Genomic DNA, 14,871 nt, shown 5'->3' on the forward strand with positions numbered 1-14,871 from the left:
TGGCATCAACGAGATTGCGCTGACGGGTATGGATATGCTCCACCGCATTGATAATCAGGGGCGAGATGCTTCTGCGCGCATTGAGGCAGGTACCCGCCCGGCCTCCGGGGCACAGGGCAGCGAATCGTCGGCGCCCTGGCAAGTGGGCATCAAGCGCGTTCGCCTGGTGGGCAGCCAGGTACGCCATGAAGACCTGTCGGTGAGTCCGAACTTCAAGATCGGCTTGTATCAGCTTTCCGGGGTGGTCAGTAATTTGAGCACGCGTCCAGGCAGCCGGGCGAGTCTGGACCTGAATGCCCAGGTCGATCGTTATGCGCCGTTCAGTATCAAGGGCAGCCTGTCACCGGAGCCTTTGTTCACTGACATGAATGTGTCTCTCAAGAACTATGAAATGACGGGCTTGACCCCCTTTACGGGCCATTATCTGGGCTACAAGGTAGAAAAAGGTCAGTTGGGCGTGGAGACGGAAGTGTCCATTGAGAATCGCCACCTGGACAGCGTCACAGATATTCAGGCAGACCAGTTTTATCTGGGCGAGAAAGTTCCGAGCGACGAGGCCGTCAAGGCGCCCGTCAAGCTGGGCCTGTCCGTGTTGCGCAGTCGTTCTGGTGAAATCACCCTGCCGGTGAAAATGTCCGGTGATCTTGATGATCCGAGCTTCAGTGTCAGTGGCATGATTCTGAAAGTGCTCACCAATATCATCGTCAAGGCTGCCACGGCCCCGTTCTCTGTGCTGGCCGGGCTGGCCGGAGGGGAGAACCTGGAGCAGATCACCTTCACACCGGGCAGTGCCGAGGTGGGCCCCCAGACGCTTTCGTCTCTGGATGCGTTGTCCAAGGTGCTGGCGGAAAAACCGCACCTGAATATCGGATTGGTCGGTACTACCAACGCGGATGACCGGACAGCATTGGCGGCGCAACGTGTTGGTGATGATATTGATGGCCGTGACTGGAGCAGTATTGATGTTGCGGTTCAGGACAAACGTTTGCGCCGCAAGCTGATTCGCCGCTATGAATCGGAGACGGACAAGGAGGTTGAGACGCTGGTCAGTGCGTCGTTGCCAGAAGAGGAAGAGGCCGCCGATGCGATTCTGGCCCGTGCGGCCTGGGATGCCATGGTGACCCAGGAAGCGCAGGCGGTGACCCGTGAGCAACTGGTGGAGTTGGCCCGGTTGCGTTCAGAGAATGCCAAAGCCGCGCTGGTACAGGAATTCGAGGTTGCCCAGGCCCGTGTCTATCTCAATGAATCCACATTGGACGGTGAAGTGTCTGGCCTGACCCTGACCCTGGAAAAATAACCAATGGCAGTGGTATGGAGTGCGGATCGCGATGGTGTGCACTACGAAGTTCGCCAGGCAGGGAAAACGCTACGCCTGTATGCCAACGGCATTCAGCATTCCGAGTTTCATCCCGGACGCTTGCTGACAGGGAGCGTCTGGGATTTGCTCTGGTTGCCGGCCCTGTTGCATGAGCCCAGCCAGTGTCGACGGGTTCTGGTACTGGGACTGGGTGGGGGGTCCCTGATTCCCCCGTTGCGCCGCTTGCTTGACCCGGAGATTCTGATGGCGGTGGAGCTGGATGCGCCGCATCTGGAGGTCGCCCGCGAGGTATTTGCCATTGAGTCGTTTGGGGTCGACACCTGGCTGGCCGATGCCAGGTTATGGCTGCAGGCCTACGATGGTCCTCCCTTTGACTTGATCATTGAAGACCTGTTTGCGCCCAGCAATGATCAGGTGACCCGTGCCGTAGCGGCGGACCCTGAGTGGTTTGCCTGTCTGGCGGATAACCTGACCCCGACGGGAACACTGGTGATGAACTTCGGCGACTGGCAGGAATACCGAGATAGCCCTGTGGCGGCTGACTGGCCATTGGCCGAGCATGGTTTTGCCAGCCGTTTCCGATTGTCTTGCAGTGATTGTCACAATGCCGTGATGGCGTTTACCCGTGAGCCCGCGCGCAGCATTCACCTGCGTCGACGTATTGCCAACACGCCTGAATTGAACGGTTTTCTGGCGAAAAGGCGGCTGGATTACCACATCCGGCAACTGGACTAATCTCTCGCCGCTTTCTTCTGTTCTGCTTTCGCGTTTCTTCTCTGTCACTGCGTGAGCGGGCTACTCAAGCAGTGACAAGGAATACAGGCTCTGGCTCTCTGCTTCGGTTAACAGCAGGGCGCTGCGCGGCTTGTCATCGTGCAAGCCGATCAGGATCGCCCGGTAGGTAAGCACCGCTTTAACGTAGTCCCGGGTTTCCCGGAACGGAATGGATTCTATCCAGACATCGGCGGCCACTGCCTTGTCGTCCTCTTCCAGCCAGCTGTTCAATCGGTGCGGGCCAGCATTGTAGGCGGCCAGCGCCAACAGTCGATTGCCATTGAACTGTTCCAGCAGGCCAGCCAGGTAATGGCTGCCGAGGGCGATGTTGAGGTCCTTGTCGTACAGCTTTTCCTGATCCGGCCGCGCATGGCCGCTGTCCCGTGCCACATTGCGCGCAGTGGCAGGCATCAGTTGCATCAGTCCGCTGGCACCCACCGGTGAACGGGCACGTGGATTAAAGGCGCTTTCCCGGCGCGAAACTGCCATGGCAAGCCACGGATCCAGATCATTCTCGCGGCCGGCTTTTTCGAATGTCTGTCGATAGGCCGGCGGGAAACGCCAGGCGAGAGTATCCCAGGCCTTGGCCTGAATAGACGCGGCCACGGCCATGCTGTACCACTGCTGTTCAAGGGCATACTGGGCAAGCTGTCGTTGCTGCTGCTCATTGCTGTGCCACATCAGCCACATCCACTCTTCGTGGGCTGCACGGTCTTCCCCCATGTCGAGCAGCATGCCAATACGCGCTGCCGCGGGAGGGGGAGAGAAATCCTCCCCCTGGACAAAGGCGGCAGTGGAAAACTGATAGGGCTCGCCCAATTGGTCTGCTGCCAGAAAGGCATAAAAATTCCGGCCTTTGGCGGCTTGCTGTAGCAGGGTGCGGGCGGCGTCAGGCTCTCCGTTTTGTTCCTGGGCCTTGGCCAGCCAGTATTGCCAGCGAGATTCCTGCCGTTCTGTCTCAGGCATCCGTGTCACCCAATGCTCAACGCCGGGCCAGTCTTGCTCGATGATGGCGCGGCGGGTCCGCTGGATCAGCAGTTCCGCGTCGGCATGCTGATCCAGCCATTGGTCCAGCCATGGCCGGTTTTCTTCAATGCCGCGAATAGTGGAGTACCAGGCAAGGCGCCGGGCCAGTGTTTCTCGCGCGTCCACATCGGGAATGTCTTTCTGTGCGTGCTTTTCGTACCACTGGCGGGCGGCGACCGTATCCGTCTGAATCCAGCGATAAACACCTGCCTGCAATAGTGCCTGACGCTGGGTGGGGGGCAGTGAGTGCGGTAGTGACTGCAGCTGCTCCGGTGAGCGGTACAGTGTTTTCAGCCGACGGCTGGCATCCGCATAGGCACTGCCATCCAGCTTGCGGTCCAGGTAACGCATCAGGCTGTACTGGCCCGCTTCAAATGCCAGCTGCTGGCGTTCCCAGATCGCGGTGTCATCAATGATGTCTTGCTTCTGGGCGGCCTCGAACAGCGGGTCGCAGGCATCGGGCAGCGAGCGGCCATGGGCCCAGATGTCCCGGGCACTCTGCAAGGCCTGGGTATCACCCTGAGCCACTTTGGCGCGATAGTAATAGCATTTCAGGCTGGTGGCAGACGGCGGCTGTTGCCAGATGGCGAGCACATCGTCCCAGCGCTCGGCCTTGCCGTAGGCCACCAGAGCCAGCTGTCGAATATCCGTAGGGAGCGGTGAGTCGGGGTAATCCCGGACGTAGTCATTGATCCGCTGGGGATTCAGGTTTGGCAGCGCAGCGCGCAGGCGATGAAAATCCAGATAGGCCTGCAGTGGGTGTTCGTCCCCCAGCTGCTTTTCCATTCGGGAGAGGGTCTCCCAGTCGTCATGTCGCGCTGCATCCAGTGCCTGGCGGAAGTTGCCGCTGTCCGTGGCGGCAAAAACCAACGAAGAAATCAGGTTGCAGGCCAGCAGTACTACAGCGCGGGTGAAGGGCGCAGTGCCAACCATGAGTGTCTCCACATCGTCAGAATGATTCTGATTCTACGCAAACCGGGGGGCCAGAGGGGAGAGATTGTGTAAAACTTTCACGGCCAGTGGCTGCGGTCTCACAGGGAGTATGCGCTATACTGCAGCCCGTTTTTATTGGCAATGTTGGCGCACGAATGATGGAAAACACTACCCAGTTGTTAGTTCGGCAGGATGAGGCTCTGGCAGGCCGTCAGGTGCTTGTTGTGGAGGCCAATGATCCTGCGTTGACCGGGTTGAATATCGATGCGCAAATTCACGTGCATGCGGATGACTTTACCATCGGCGCGCATCAGTGGTCGCCACTGCCTTCGGTGGCCGATGAAGTGGATTTGCTGGTGTTGCCATTGCCCAAATCCATCGACCGACTGCGTTTCTTGCTCAATGGGTTAGCCGGTGCGCTGGATAAACCGGTGGAGTTGTGGCTGATTGGACCTGCCAAAGGCGGCATTCGCGGGGCGCTCAAGCACCTTGAAGCCCATGTGGATGAGGTCGAGCTGGTGGATAGTGCGCGGCACTGCAAATTGTACCGTGGCATGCTACAACCCGGTGCCAGCCAAACTCTGGCGGCCTGGGGGCAGAGTATTCCCGTGGGGGAGTTGACGGCGGTGAGTTACCCCGGGGTCTTCAGCCATGGCCGTTTGGATGAAGGGTCTCAGCTCTTGTTGGATGCCATGGCGGGTCATCGTTTGCCGTCCCCCGGCAAAGTCATTGATATGGGCTGTGGCGCCGGTGTGCTGTCGATTTCCCTGGCGCGGCAAGGCTGGCAGGTTCAGGCCGTGGATGTGAGTGCCTCTGCGGTAGCGGCATGCCAGGCGAGCCTTGAGAAAAATGACCTTCAGGGTCGGGTCATGGGGGGAGACCTGTTTTCACCGGTATCCGGTCGTGTGGACATGATTGTCACCAACCCGCCGTTTCACGACCGACGTCAGCGAACCACGGACATTACCCGCCGATTGATTGCCGACGCCCCCAGACACCTGCGAGAGGGCGGTGAGATCTGGTTGGTGGCCAATCGTGAGTTGCCCTATGCCCAATGGCTCGATGATGCCTTCGGGCATGTTCAGGTGGCAGCGGAAACCAACCGTTTCCGGGTGTATCGGGCGGTCTGATCAGCGTCATCCCGTCACAGCATTAAAGCATTTTCTCTGTGGCCATCCAGGTGATGCAATTCTCGACCATGGTGGCCAGTGGGACCTGATCATTGAAGCCCAGCTCCCGCACTGCCTTGCTGCCGTCGGCATGTACACGGCTGGTCACCAGCGCGACCTTCTCGGGTGTCAGTCGTGGCTCGTTGCCGGTAAACAAGCTGGCAATCGGGTAAAGCTGCCCGGCCAGTCGCAGGACGGCAGGCGGCACTGTTCTGGATGGCGCCTTGCGGCCAAGCCGGCCGGCGATGGTTTGTACCAGCTCCAGAAAACTCGCCTCTACTCCGGCAAGGATATAGCGCTCGCCGCAGACACCCTTGTCCAAGGCCGCAAGGTGTGCGCGGGCGACTTCCTCAACGGCACAGAAGTTGCCGCCCCCCGGCGGCACGCCTGGCAGCTTGCCATCGTTGATCAGTTTGATCATCTGCGACCAGTTGTGGGTGTCGCCGGCGCCGATGATTCCGCAGGGGTTCAGGATCACGGCATCCAATCCCTGCTTGATACCGTTTTCCACTTCCTGCTCGGCGAGAAACTTGGTGCGGTTGTAGCTGATCCAGTCGCTGGCCGCGTTGGACGGTGTTTCCTCGTTGATGGGACTGTCCTGGATACCCCAGGCAGAAATGGACGAGGTGTGGAGAAAACGCCCCGCCACATTTTTTAGCGCGGCGCTCACCATGGCTCGGGTGCCCATCACATTGTCACGGTACTGCTGTGCATTGCCGCGACGCCACAGGCTGGTGTTGCCCGCCACATGGAACACCGCATCCGGGGCTGCAGGCATGACCAGCGCCAGTTCGGTGGCATTATCCAGTGGCGCCTGGACGACCGATACGCCCTTGGCCTGAAGCGCGGAGGCATCGCTGCGAGGCCGGACAACGGCCGTGACGTCCCAGCCGTTGTCGAGTAGCTGTTCTACGATGTGCCCACCCAGAAATCCCCTGGCTCCGCTGACAAACGCGACTGGCATGTGTTTCTCCTTATAGTGGCCATCGTTGAGATGGCTAAACGCCGTTGACGAAAAGTGTACCGCCTTTGCGCCCAAGTGTGACGAAAACTACGAGAGGGACTGGCCAACTGGCGGCCTTTTGACTATATTCCCGTTTCTCTCGGCGGGTGTAGTTCAATGGTAGAACGGCAGCTTCCCAAGCTGCATACGAGAGTTCGATTCTCTTCACCCGCTCCAAATCCGAAAAGCCGCCTGATGGCGGCTTTTTTCGTTCTCGGGACCCCGTTTTCAATGTTCAGGATTGTCTGCCGGGATCCCGCCCCTGTATGTCGCGCCGGCATCCGCCGCGATTAGTAGGCTCCAGCGCTGTAGATCAATTCATAGCTGTGGCTGTAGATCTCGAGGATATTACCGAACGGGTCTTCCATATAAATCATTCGGTAGGGCTTCTCTCCGGGATAGTAGTAACGGGGCTCTGCCATCCGTTTCTTTCCACCAGCGGCAACGATTCTTTCCGCGAGTTGTTCCACGTTTGGATCTTGCACGCAGAAGTGAAATACGCCTGTTTTCCAGTATTCGAAGTTGTTATCCGGGGCTTGCTGGTTGGGAAACTGGAACAGCTCCACGCCGATGCGGTCTCCAGTGGAAAGGTGCGCAATGCGGAAGCTGCCCCAGCCTGCTCCAAATACATCGGTACACATCTCACCAATGGCACTGTCATCTTCCTCTATGTCGGTTGGCGCCATGATCAGATACCAGCCCATCACCTCGGTGTAAAAGGCAACAGCTTTATCCAGGTCGGGGACGGAGAGACCAAGGTGGGAAAAATTTCGGGGGTAAGGCGGTGTGGCAGTGGCGTTTTCCATGGGGGTCTCCAGAATCTGTTATAAGTGCGAATAAGGTTACGTTGCCCTTATGATCACGTATAATTATTGATTATTATTATTTCGATAATGGTGAGTGATGGTTAATCCCCTCTGGCTGAGGACTTATTGCACCCTGATTGAAGTAGGACACTTCACCCGTACAGCAGAGCAGCTTCACATGACCCAGTCAGGGGTCAGTCAGCATGTCCAAAAACTGGAAGAGCAGTTATCGGTGACTCTGCTATCACGGCAAGGGCGCGGGTTCATTCCCACTGAGGCTGGTGAACGGCTTTATCATGAAGGGCGGGCAGTTTTGGCTTCCTTAACGGCCCTCAACGATACGGTGACGGCGGATCCGCCCTGGCAAGGATTGGTAAGGGTGATGTCGCCGGGCAGCATCGGGCTGGCTCTCTACCCCCGGCTCCTCGACCTTCAGCAACAACATCCCCGATTGGCCATTGATTACCGGTTTGCCCCCAATGGCGATGTTGAGAGTGCCATTGCAGAGAGTCGGGTCGATTTGGGGTACCTGTCGCGGCAGCCGAGCTTGTCTGGAATAGCGGCCCGTGCTGTCGCTTCGGAACCTTTGTTACTGGTGACACCTGGTAATACTGGCTCACCGGATTGGGATCAACTCCAGGCATTGGGGTTTATTGGGCATCCGGATGGCGAGCACCACGCCAGGCTGTTGTTATCAGCAAATTTTCCTGCGTTTCGTCATATTCACCAGTTTCCACAGCGAGGATTTTGTAATCAGATTGGGATGATTCTGGAACCCGTAAGTCGTGGTTTGGGCTTCACTGTATTGCCTGCCCATGCGGTAGCAGCGTTTTCTGGAAAGTCGACGCTGGGTATTCATTCCTTGCCCGAGCCGGTGACGGAACCCCTTTATCTGGTCTGGCGTGAGGGGCGCGTCTTGCCTAATCGTGTGCGTTCCGTCATCAACGCCTGCGATGACCTGTTGAGTGTCCTCGCAGGTCGTTGGGATCGAACCGAGTCAGCCGTGCCTGCCACCGGTAGGTAAATGGCCGGTTTTCCCCTAAAATCCCTCACCAATTATCACTATCGGAGCAAGCATTCTATGGGGCGTGCCTACCAGAACCGAAAAGAGTCCATGGCAAAGACCTCGGACATGAAAGCAAAAGTCTATAGCCGTTATGGCCGCGAGATTTATGTCTGTGCCAAGAATGGCGGGGTGGAACCGGACTCTAATCTGGCATTGCGTAGCCTTATTGACCGTGCCAAAAAAGATCAGGTCCCCGGGCATGTCATTGACAAGGCCCTGGACAAGGCCAAGGGCGGGGGCGGAGAGGACTTTGCTCCGGCCCGCTACGAGGGATATGGGCCGGGGGGCTCCATGGCCATCATCGAGTGCCTGACCGATAATCCTAACCGCACCTTCGGTGATGTGCGGGTCGCCTTCACCAAGACCAAGTGCAAGATCGGTACTCAGGGTACCGTGGCTCACATGTTCGACCACGCGGCAATTTTCAGCTTCGTTCACGATGACGAAGACACCGTACTGGAAGCGCTGATGGAAGCCGATGTCGACGTTACTGACATCGAAAATGAGAATGGTGTGCTGACGGTTTTCACGCCCAACACGGAATTCGCCAAGGCCCGTCAGGCGCTGACTGAGGCGTTTGAAGGCATCGATTTCGATGTTGAAGAGATTCAGTTCATCCCCCACGCTTACACCACCGTGGATGGCGAGGAGCGTGAGCTGTTCGACAAGTTTCTGGCCATGCTCAATGACCTGGATGACGTGCAGAACGTCTATCACAACGTCGAGTTGTAATGCGGTTGGCCTGGTGGGGGCGTTAGTTCCGACTGGGCCTGATCCGCGTCGCCGAGGGGTTGCGGATTTCACGCCGCGGTAATATGACGTGACATAAAGCCTGTTACAGTGGTCTGACTCAGATTCAAATTTTGTTGATCCGATTCATTCTTTGTCACGGAAACTGGCGATATGGCTAAATCACCCTCACGGCTTGATCCGGTTACCCCCCGCGGTCAGGGAAATAGCACCGAACCCCGCTTCCTTGGCTATGTGGCATTGTTTGATTCCTCCGACGAGTTACTGGCTTTTGGGGGGTAAATCATCCGGAAGTAGTGGAATACCGTACGGATCATCCTGCCTGGGCGCATCGTTTCGCAACGCAGGACGAAATCCGGCAGTTGGCTACTGCACAACGGGTTCACCCCATGGCCCTGTACGACTCCCGTGGCCGGTTTGTCCTCAAACCGACTGAGTGGGTTCAATGACGTAGTGCTGACGGTGCTTCGCACGGCATGTTCTTGCCACGCCTTGGTGATTGTTATTGCATATCCTTCCCTTATCCTGTTTCCCCGATGATTGTATGGGGTGCCCTGCGTGAACAATGATAACGATGCCTTGATTGGCAAGATCTACGAGACCGCCCTGTCTCCGGGTGACTGGGTGGAATTGCTGGACACCATTGCAGGTTGGACCGACGCACAGCTGGGTGACGCGTTACCTGCCGGTGGTATGGCGCCAGCGTCCGAATGTGGTCAGGTGGAGTCTCTGGTCGCCCACCTGGAGCGAGCGGTGCGTTCCAGTTCCTACATGCACGCGCTGGAAGATCGCAGCAACGTGCTCAATGCCATGTACAACCAGATGCCCTGGCCGATGCTGATGCTGGGCGAAGGCCTTGAGGTACTTGAGTACAACCCGGTAGCCCTACAGGTGCTGGCGGCAGGGCCGGTCCGGCTGGTGGGTCATCGGTTACATTTTTCTGACCGGGAATTGAAGCAGGCTCTGGAGCGAGTTAACCGGTTGGCAGAAGGGCGAGGGACCCAGTTACTGACGTCCCCGGAAGAGGGCGTTTCGCTGCTGTGCCTGCCGGTACAGAAATCCGATGCCCCCGGCAGTATCTCCCGGGTGCGAACCATCGTCTGGGTGCTGGCGGGACATAGTGTGGTGACGCCATCGCCGGACATGCTGCGCTCGGTCTTCAATATTACAGAGGCGGAATCCCGCCTGCTGCACCTGCTGTGCAAGATCGGCAACCTGCAGCAAAGCGCCCAGTTGCTGAACATCAAGATCAGCACGGCACGCTCCCAGTTGAAATCCATCATGGGCAAGCTCAATGCCAGCAGTCAGGTGCAGCTGGTCAGCCATGCCATGGGCCATGCCCTGGTGCAGGCGGCGCGCATGCCGCGTCACGATGATGACGATGAGGAATACACACTCACCTTGCCTGATGGCCGGGTGCTGAGCTGGTATGAATATGGTGATCGCAACGGGCGGCCCGTCCTGACCCTGGAAAACCAGGGCGCCTCGATGCCCGATCACACGGTGTTTGAAGACTGGTACCGTGAAAAAGGGCTGCGCATGATTCTGATCGTCAGGCCGGGCTATGGGATCTCAACCTATCAACCCCAGTACCAGTTTACTGATCTGGGGGCGGATATCCGTTACCTCTGTGAGCACCTGAAGATCCAGCGTCCTCCCATGGCCGCCTACTGTGGTGGCGGACCCTATGCGCTGTGTGCGGCGGCAAACTACCCGGACCTGTTTGACCGTCTGGGGCTGCTGGGAACGACCCTCGCGGGTGAGTATCTCGACCTGGACAAGCTTGAACCGATTCACCGCATGAGTCTGCAGATTTCACGCAGGGACCCCCGCCTGTTCATGTTGGTCGGACGGCTTGGCGTACGCGGTGTACAGAAGGCGCCGGAGAAGTTCTACAAAATGCTGGCGCGGGGCATGTCGAAGGCCGATCAGCGGGTCTTTGATAATCCGGATCTGCTGGCCCGGACCATCAAGCGTACCCGACGGGGACACTTTCAGGGCGCGCGGATCATGATGGAGGAGTATCTCAATCATCTGCGGCCATTGGGCGTCGATTTGCAGCAGGTCACCCTGCCGGTATTGCAATGGCATGGTGAAACCGACGGTATTATCCACATTGATGGGGCCCGCAGGCTGGCGGACGATTTGCCCAATGTTCGCTTTCGCAGCTTTCCGGAGCATGGCCATTTCATGGTCTATGACCTGTGGAAAGATTTTCTGACTGAGCTTTTGTCGTTAACCCCTGGAAATCCGTGGGAGCCCGCTAGCGACTGAGCGTCCGTTTCCGGTTTGCAGCATTATCGCCACGGCAGACGGTTGGCCGCCTGCCGTAAAAGGGTTCCTAGGCGTCCCAGTCTGGAGCGAAGTCAGGGTCGGCCTGTCTGTCATTGTTGTTGAGATGAGTGATAGCCGCCATTTCGTCCTGTGACAGAACCAATCTTAATGCATCCAGATTCGACGCCATGTTTTCACGCCAGGTGGATGAGGGGATGGTAGCCAGTCCCTGTTGCAGCTCCCAACCCAGGACCACGGTGGCGGGGCTAACCCCGTGCTTTTGGGCAATACCCCCAATGGTGGCGTCATTTAGCACTTTGCCCACCGCAAAAGGCATGTAACCGGTGACATGTATTCCGTTGCGTTTGCACCAGTGAAGCAATCGCTGATTTGTGAGGTAGGGGTGTACTTCCACCTGATTGGTGAAAATTTCGCTGGCCGGCATTACCTGAAGAGCGGTTTCCATGTTGGCAATGGTGAAATTGGAGACCCCAATGTGCCGGGAATACCCTTTCTCTTTTGCCCTGATCAATTGCTCCAGTGCGATGCGGAGGCTAGCGTTGTTGGCGGTAGGCCAGTGAATCAGCAGCAGGTCCACCTGCGCCATTTGCAGCTTCTCAAGACTGTCTTCCACGCTGAGAATAAAACGCTCCTGAGTGAGATTGTCGGTCCACACCTTGGTGGTTACGAAGATCTCGTCGCGAGGAAGTTCGCTATCCTTGATAGCCTGGCCTACCTCTCTTTCATTGCCGTAAATTTGTGCGGTGTCGATATGCCGATATCCGGCTTCAAGCGCCATTTTTACCGACCGATAGGCGACGTTGTGTTCGAGACGGAAAGTTCCGAAACCGAGAGGGGGAATTTGTTGCACACTTTTCTCCTGGGGGTTGTGCTGCAGCGTAGGGGCCACTGCTTGTTTTCAAAATATGGTGGGGCGGGTTTTCACAAGTTAGGGTCAGGGTTGGCTGCAGACTCGTTCGGCAGGGTGTTGTGTTGCCGCCGGTCCAGGTAGCCGGAGAAGCGCGTCAGTAGCAATGCAAGCAGCACGATCAATGCACCTATCCACGGCAGGTCATGCAAGGAGTGTCGCTCAATAATGGCCCCTCCAAGTACTGAGCCAAAAGCAATCCCTACATTGAAGGCAGCAATGTTCAGGCCGGAGGCCACATCCACCGAGTGCGGGGTGAATCGCTCTGCCAGTTGCACCACATACACCTGTAGACCGGGTACGTTGCCAAACGCAAAGGCTCCCCACAGCAGTATGGTGAGTACTGACTGAATTGGGCTGGACATGGTGAAGGTAAGAACAAGCAGTACCATGGCCAAGGCGGTGAAGATCCATGACAGTGCAGGGACCGGGCCCATCCGGTCAGCCATTTTGCCGCCCCAGAGATTTCCCACGGCCACAGAGGCTCCATAGACCAGCAGAATCAATGCCACGGAGCCGGGAGCAAAGCCGGTCACGTTCTCGAGAATCGGGGCCAGGTAGGTAAAAGCCACAAATGTGCCGCCATAGCCCACAGCCGTCATGGCATAGACCAGTAGCAAGCGGGGATGGGTGAGTACCTGGAGCTGTTGGCGCGGGCTTACTGGTGCCGTTTCACGTAGTTCCCTGGGAACCAGCAAGGCGCTGCCAATCAGAGCAAGCAGGCCTAGCACAGCCACGACCATAAACGTCGCACGCCAGCCTAAATGCTGGCCTATCCAGGTACCCAGTGGCACACCCGTGACCAACGCGACGGTAAGCCCGGTAAACATGATGGCGATGGCGCTGGCCTCACGGTCTTTGGGTACCAGGCTGGTGGCAATCGTGGCGCCGATAGAAAAGAACACGCCATGGGCCAGACCGGTGAGAATACGTGCAGCCACCAGGGCTTCATAGCCCGGTGCCATCCATGCCAGCAGATTGCCGATAACAAACAATCCCATAATCGTGAGCAGTACGGTCTTGCGCTTCCAGCGGCCAGTCAGGGCGGTCAACACGGGGGCGCCGGTGGCGACCCCCAGTGCATAGAGGCTGACGAGCAGGCCAGCCGAGGGGAGATTAACCCCCAGGTCCTGGGCAATAGTGGGCACCAGCCCAACAATAACGAATTCGGTGGTGCCGATGGCAAAGGCACTGAGGGTAAGCGCTAACAGGGCGACAGGCATGGCAGGAACTCCGCGCAGGGGTGAATTGCGGCGAAGTATGGAGATTGTTATTTTTGGTATAAATAGCCATTGTCTCAAATGATTTTTGCAAATATGACAATAAAATCTCGTACTGAAGATCTGGTGTTGTTCCTTGCTGTGGTGGATTGCGGTGGTTTCTCGGCGGCCTCCAGGCAGCTGGACGTGCAGGTAGCCAGGGTTTCTCGTGCGGTCTCCCGACTTGAACAGGAGCTGCAATGTACCTTGCTAAATCGCACTACCCGGAAACTGGAGTTGACCGAAGAGGGTAGGCGCTTCGTCGACAAGGCACGTCAGGGGTTGGCTGTCATCGAAGAAGCGGAGCAGGCCTTATCGAATATGCAGGGAGAGCCTCGCGGTCGTTTGCGAGTGGATGCAGTGACCCCGTTTATTGAACACCAGCTGGTTCCCCTTGTAAGCGAGTTTAGGCTGGCCTACCCCGGGATCGAGATGGAGCTGACCAGCCATGAGACCATTATCGATCTGCTGGAGCATCGCACCGATGTGGCGATTCGCATTGGTGCGCTGCAGGATTCCAACCTTCATGCGCGATTTCTGGGGCGCAGTCCTCTGCATTTGGTGGCATCACCGGACTACCTGCAGCGGGAGGGATGCCCCGGGAGTATCGAGGCGTTGCAGCAGCATAGCTTGATTGGTTTTGCGGGTGCCCCTCATCTGAATCGCTGGCCACTGACTGAACCGGTCACGATTCGGCCGTCTCTGTCCTGCACGAGTGGTACCATTTTGCGGCAATTGTGCCTGGCAGGTCAGGGCATTGCCCTGTTGTCCTCGTTCATGATTGACCGTGACCTGGCGACGGGCAGGTTGATTGCGCTATTGCCGGGGTCGGTAGAAGGCCCCAATGATAGGGAACTGGTGAATGCGGTGTACTACCGCAATACGGCACTCGCTAGCCGCATTCAGGTTTTTCTGGATTTTATCGCTCCGAGATTACGCCTGAACGACGGTGTCGTTAACGGGTAACCCGAACTATCATCCCGAACATGGGGTGATCAAAGTAATACGCCTGAAAGCCGCTCAGCCGACGACTTTCACTGATGTCCACATAGATTCGTTCGCCTTCTACTTCGGTGTTGAACCACAAGCGCGGGTCCACGTGGACATAGCGACTCTCACTGAAATGCAGGGTGCCTTCCAGCTCGGGGATATCCCCCTCTTCTGTGGACAGTGTGTTACCGCCGCGCAGGTAGACGGGTTGGGTTTCCTGCTTGCTCCCGACCGGCTGCCGCCAGGTGGCATGGTAGAGCTCACGGTAATTCCCGCTTTGTTCCATGCGTTCCATCATGAACTGCAACACGGCGCTGTCTTCACCCAGGAATTGCCACGCACCGCGGCCGACGGCATCGCTGTCGGCCTGCTCATTCAACTCTGGCGATCCCAGGGTGACCGGTTGAGGTGCGTAGGCGGGTTGCTTTTTGGAGGGGAATATCTCGCTGCTGACCGGGTGATTCTGGGCAAACACCAGTACTTCGATGGTGTACCAGCCTTTGGCGAATGCCGGACTAGTGAACAGGGACAACACAACCCACAGTAATGCGCGACGCATCCAATACTCCTTGTTT

At 57.4% G+C, this 14,871-nt stretch carries 14 protein-coding genes and 1 tRNA gene; 9 read left to right on the forward strand and 6 right to left on the reverse strand.

Features of this window, described 5'->3' with window-relative positions; genetic code table 11:
- On the forward strand, nucleotides 1-1,297 hold a 1,297-nt coding region (locus tag Q672_RS30555), incomplete at its 5' end, for a DUF748 domain-containing protein (protein ID WP_022986335.1).
- A 3-nt stretch (nucleotides 1,298-1,300) separates the two neighbouring features.
- On the forward strand, nucleotides 1,301-2,053 hold the full coding sequence (locus Q672_RS30560) for a hypothetical protein (protein ID WP_022986336.1): 753 nt from the start codon (nucleotides 1,301-1,303) through the stop codon (nucleotides 2,051-2,053).
- Nucleotides 2,054-2,113: 60 nt separating this feature from the next.
- On the opposite strand, the gene Q672_RS30565 is transcribed toward Q672_RS30560, so the two are convergent.
- Nucleotides 2,114-4,051, reverse strand: coding sequence for a transglycosylase SLT domain-containing protein (locus Q672_RS30565; protein ID WP_022986337.1), 1,938 nt, complete (start codon nucleotides 4,049-4,051; stop codon nucleotides 2,114-2,116).
- A gap of 155 nt (nucleotides 4,052-4,206) precedes the next feature.
- Between Q672_RS30565 and Q672_RS30570 the strand changes: the two genes are divergently transcribed.
- Nucleotides 4,207-5,181, forward strand: coding sequence for a methyltransferase (locus Q672_RS30570; protein WP_022986338.1), 975 nt, complete (start codon nucleotides 4,207-4,209; stop codon nucleotides 5,179-5,181).
- A 22-nt stretch (nucleotides 5,182-5,203) separates the two neighbouring features.
- Here Q672_RS30570 and Q672_RS30575 read toward each other — a convergent pair whose 3' ends face one another.
- On the reverse strand, nucleotides 5,204-6,184 hold the full coding sequence (locus Q672_RS30575; RefSeq protein ID WP_022986339.1) for an NAD-dependent epimerase/dehydratase family protein: 981 nt from the start codon (nucleotides 6,182-6,184) through the stop codon (nucleotides 5,204-5,206).
- Between the two features lie 142 nt (nucleotides 6,185-6,326).
- On the opposite strand from Q672_RS30575, the gene Q672_RS30580 reads away from it, so the two are divergent.
- Nucleotides 6,327-6,400: transfer RNA gene (locus Q672_RS30580), tRNA-Gly, on the forward strand.
- Between the two features lie 113 nt (nucleotides 6,401-6,513).
- On the opposite strand, the gene Q672_RS30585 is transcribed toward Q672_RS30580, so the two are convergent.
- Nucleotides 6,514-7,029 (reverse strand): lactoylglutathione lyase family protein, encoded by a 516-nt coding sequence (locus Q672_RS30585; protein WP_022986340.1) that lies wholly within the window; start codon nucleotides 7,027-7,029, stop codon nucleotides 6,514-6,516.
- A 97-nt stretch (nucleotides 7,030-7,126) separates the two neighbouring features.
- Here Q672_RS30585 and Q672_RS30590 point away from each other — a divergent pair, with 97 nt between their 5' ends.
- The 4 genes from Q672_RS30590 to Q672_RS30600 all read left to right on the forward strand — a co-directional run bounded on the left by Q672_RS30590 (nucleotide 7,127) and on the right by Q672_RS30600 (nucleotide 11,119).
- Entirely contained in the window at nucleotides 7,127-8,053 is a 927-nt protein-coding gene (locus Q672_RS30590) for a LysR family transcriptional regulator (protein WP_022986341.1), read from the forward strand.
- Between the two features lie 57 nt (nucleotides 8,054-8,110).
- Nucleotides 8,111-8,827, forward strand: coding sequence for a YebC/PmpR family DNA-binding transcriptional regulator (locus Q672_RS30595; protein WP_031226900.1), 717 nt, complete (start codon nucleotides 8,111-8,113; stop codon nucleotides 8,825-8,827).
- 171 nt (nucleotides 8,828-8,998) lie between these two features.
- Complete coding sequence (locus tag Q672_RS34415) at nucleotides 8,999-9,127, forward strand: hypothetical protein (RefSeq protein ID WP_268744732.1); 129 nt, start codon at nucleotides 8,999-9,001, stop codon at nucleotides 9,125-9,127.
- A 276-nt stretch (nucleotides 9,128-9,403) separates the two neighbouring features.
- Nucleotides 9,404-11,119: an alpha/beta fold hydrolase gene (locus tag Q672_RS30600; protein WP_022986343.1), complete on the forward strand. Its 1,716-nt coding sequence runs from the start codon at nucleotides 9,404-9,406 to the stop codon at nucleotides 11,117-11,119.
- A 67-nt stretch (nucleotides 11,120-11,186) separates the two neighbouring features.
- Here Q672_RS30600 and dkgB read toward each other — a convergent pair whose 3' ends face one another.
- Together dkgB and Q672_RS30610 are read right to left on the reverse strand one after the other, a co-directional pair.
- Complete coding sequence (gene dkgB, locus Q672_RS30605) at nucleotides 11,187-11,990, reverse strand: 2,5-didehydrogluconate reductase DkgB (RefSeq protein ID WP_022986344.1); 804 nt, start codon at nucleotides 11,988-11,990, stop codon at nucleotides 11,187-11,189.
- A 71-nt stretch (nucleotides 11,991-12,061) separates the two neighbouring features.
- Entirely contained in the window at nucleotides 12,062-13,270 is a 1,209-nt protein-coding gene (locus Q672_RS30610; RefSeq protein WP_022986345.1) for an MFS transporter, read from the reverse strand.
- Nucleotides 13,271-13,363: 93 nt separating this feature from the next.
- On the opposite strand from Q672_RS30610, the gene Q672_RS30615 reads away from it, so the two are divergent.
- Complete coding sequence (locus Q672_RS30615; protein ID WP_022986346.1) at nucleotides 13,364-14,272, forward strand: LysR family transcriptional regulator; 909 nt, start codon at nucleotides 13,364-13,366, stop codon at nucleotides 14,270-14,272.
- On the opposite strand, the gene Q672_RS30620 is transcribed toward Q672_RS30615, so the two are convergent.
- The gene (locus Q672_RS30620) at nucleotides 14,262-14,855 is read right to left on the reverse strand and encodes a CsiV family protein (protein WP_022986347.1); all 594 of its coding nucleotides are present in this window, start codon (nucleotides 14,853-14,855) and stop codon (nucleotides 14,262-14,264) included. The two genes, Q672_RS30615 and Q672_RS30620, sit on opposite strands and share 11 nt — an antisense overlap.
- Nucleotides 14,856-14,871 lie beyond the last annotated feature (16 nt).

The sequence above is a fragment of the Alcanivorax sp. P2S70 genome, from assembly GCF_000475295.1.
Taxonomy (GTDB): domain Bacteria; phylum Pseudomonadota; class Gammaproteobacteria; order Pseudomonadales; family Alcanivoracaceae; genus Alcanivorax; species Alcanivorax profundi.

Bases quoted from the DNA above. Each gene is read 5' to 3' on its own strand.
- Q672_RS30560 (WP_022986336.1), top strand. From the start codon at position 1,301: ATGGCAGTGGTATGGAGTGCGGATCGCGATGGTGTGCACTACGAAGTT.
- Q672_RS30565 (WP_022986337.1), bottom strand. From the start codon at position 4,051: ATGGTTGGCACTGCGCCCTTCACCCGCGCTGTAGTACTGCTGGCCTGC.
- Q672_RS30570 (WP_022986338.1), top strand. From the start codon at position 4,207: ATGATGGAAAACACTACCCAGTTGTTAGTTCGGCAGGATGAGGCTCTG.
- Q672_RS30575 (WP_022986339.1), bottom strand. From the start codon at position 6,184: ATGCCAGTCGCGTTTGTCAGCGGAGCCAGGGGATTTCTGGGTGGGCAC.
- Q672_RS30585 (WP_022986340.1), bottom strand. From the start codon at position 7,029: ATGGAAAACGCCACTGCCACACCGCCTTACCCCCGAAATTTTTCCCAC.
- Q672_RS30590 (WP_022986341.1), top strand. From the start codon at position 7,127: ATGGTTAATCCCCTCTGGCTGAGGACTTATTGCACCCTGATTGAAGTA.
- Q672_RS30595 (WP_031226900.1), top strand. From the start codon at position 8,111: ATGGGGCGTGCCTACCAGAACCGAAAAGAGTCCATGGCAAAGACCTCG.
- Q672_RS34415 (WP_268744732.1), top strand. From the start codon at position 8,999: ATGGCTAAATCACCCTCACGGCTTGATCCGGTTACCCCCCGCGGTCAG.
- Q672_RS30610 (WP_022986345.1), bottom strand. From the start codon at position 13,270: ATGCCTGTCGCCCTGTTAGCGCTTACCCTCAGTGCCTTTGCCATCGGC.
- Q672_RS30615 (WP_022986346.1), top strand. From the start codon at position 13,364: ATGACAATAAAATCTCGTACTGAAGATCTGGTGTTGTTCCTTGCTGTG.
- Q672_RS30620 (WP_022986347.1), bottom strand. From the start codon at position 14,855: ATGCGTCGCGCATTACTGTGGGTTGTGTTGTCCCTGTTCACTAGTCCG.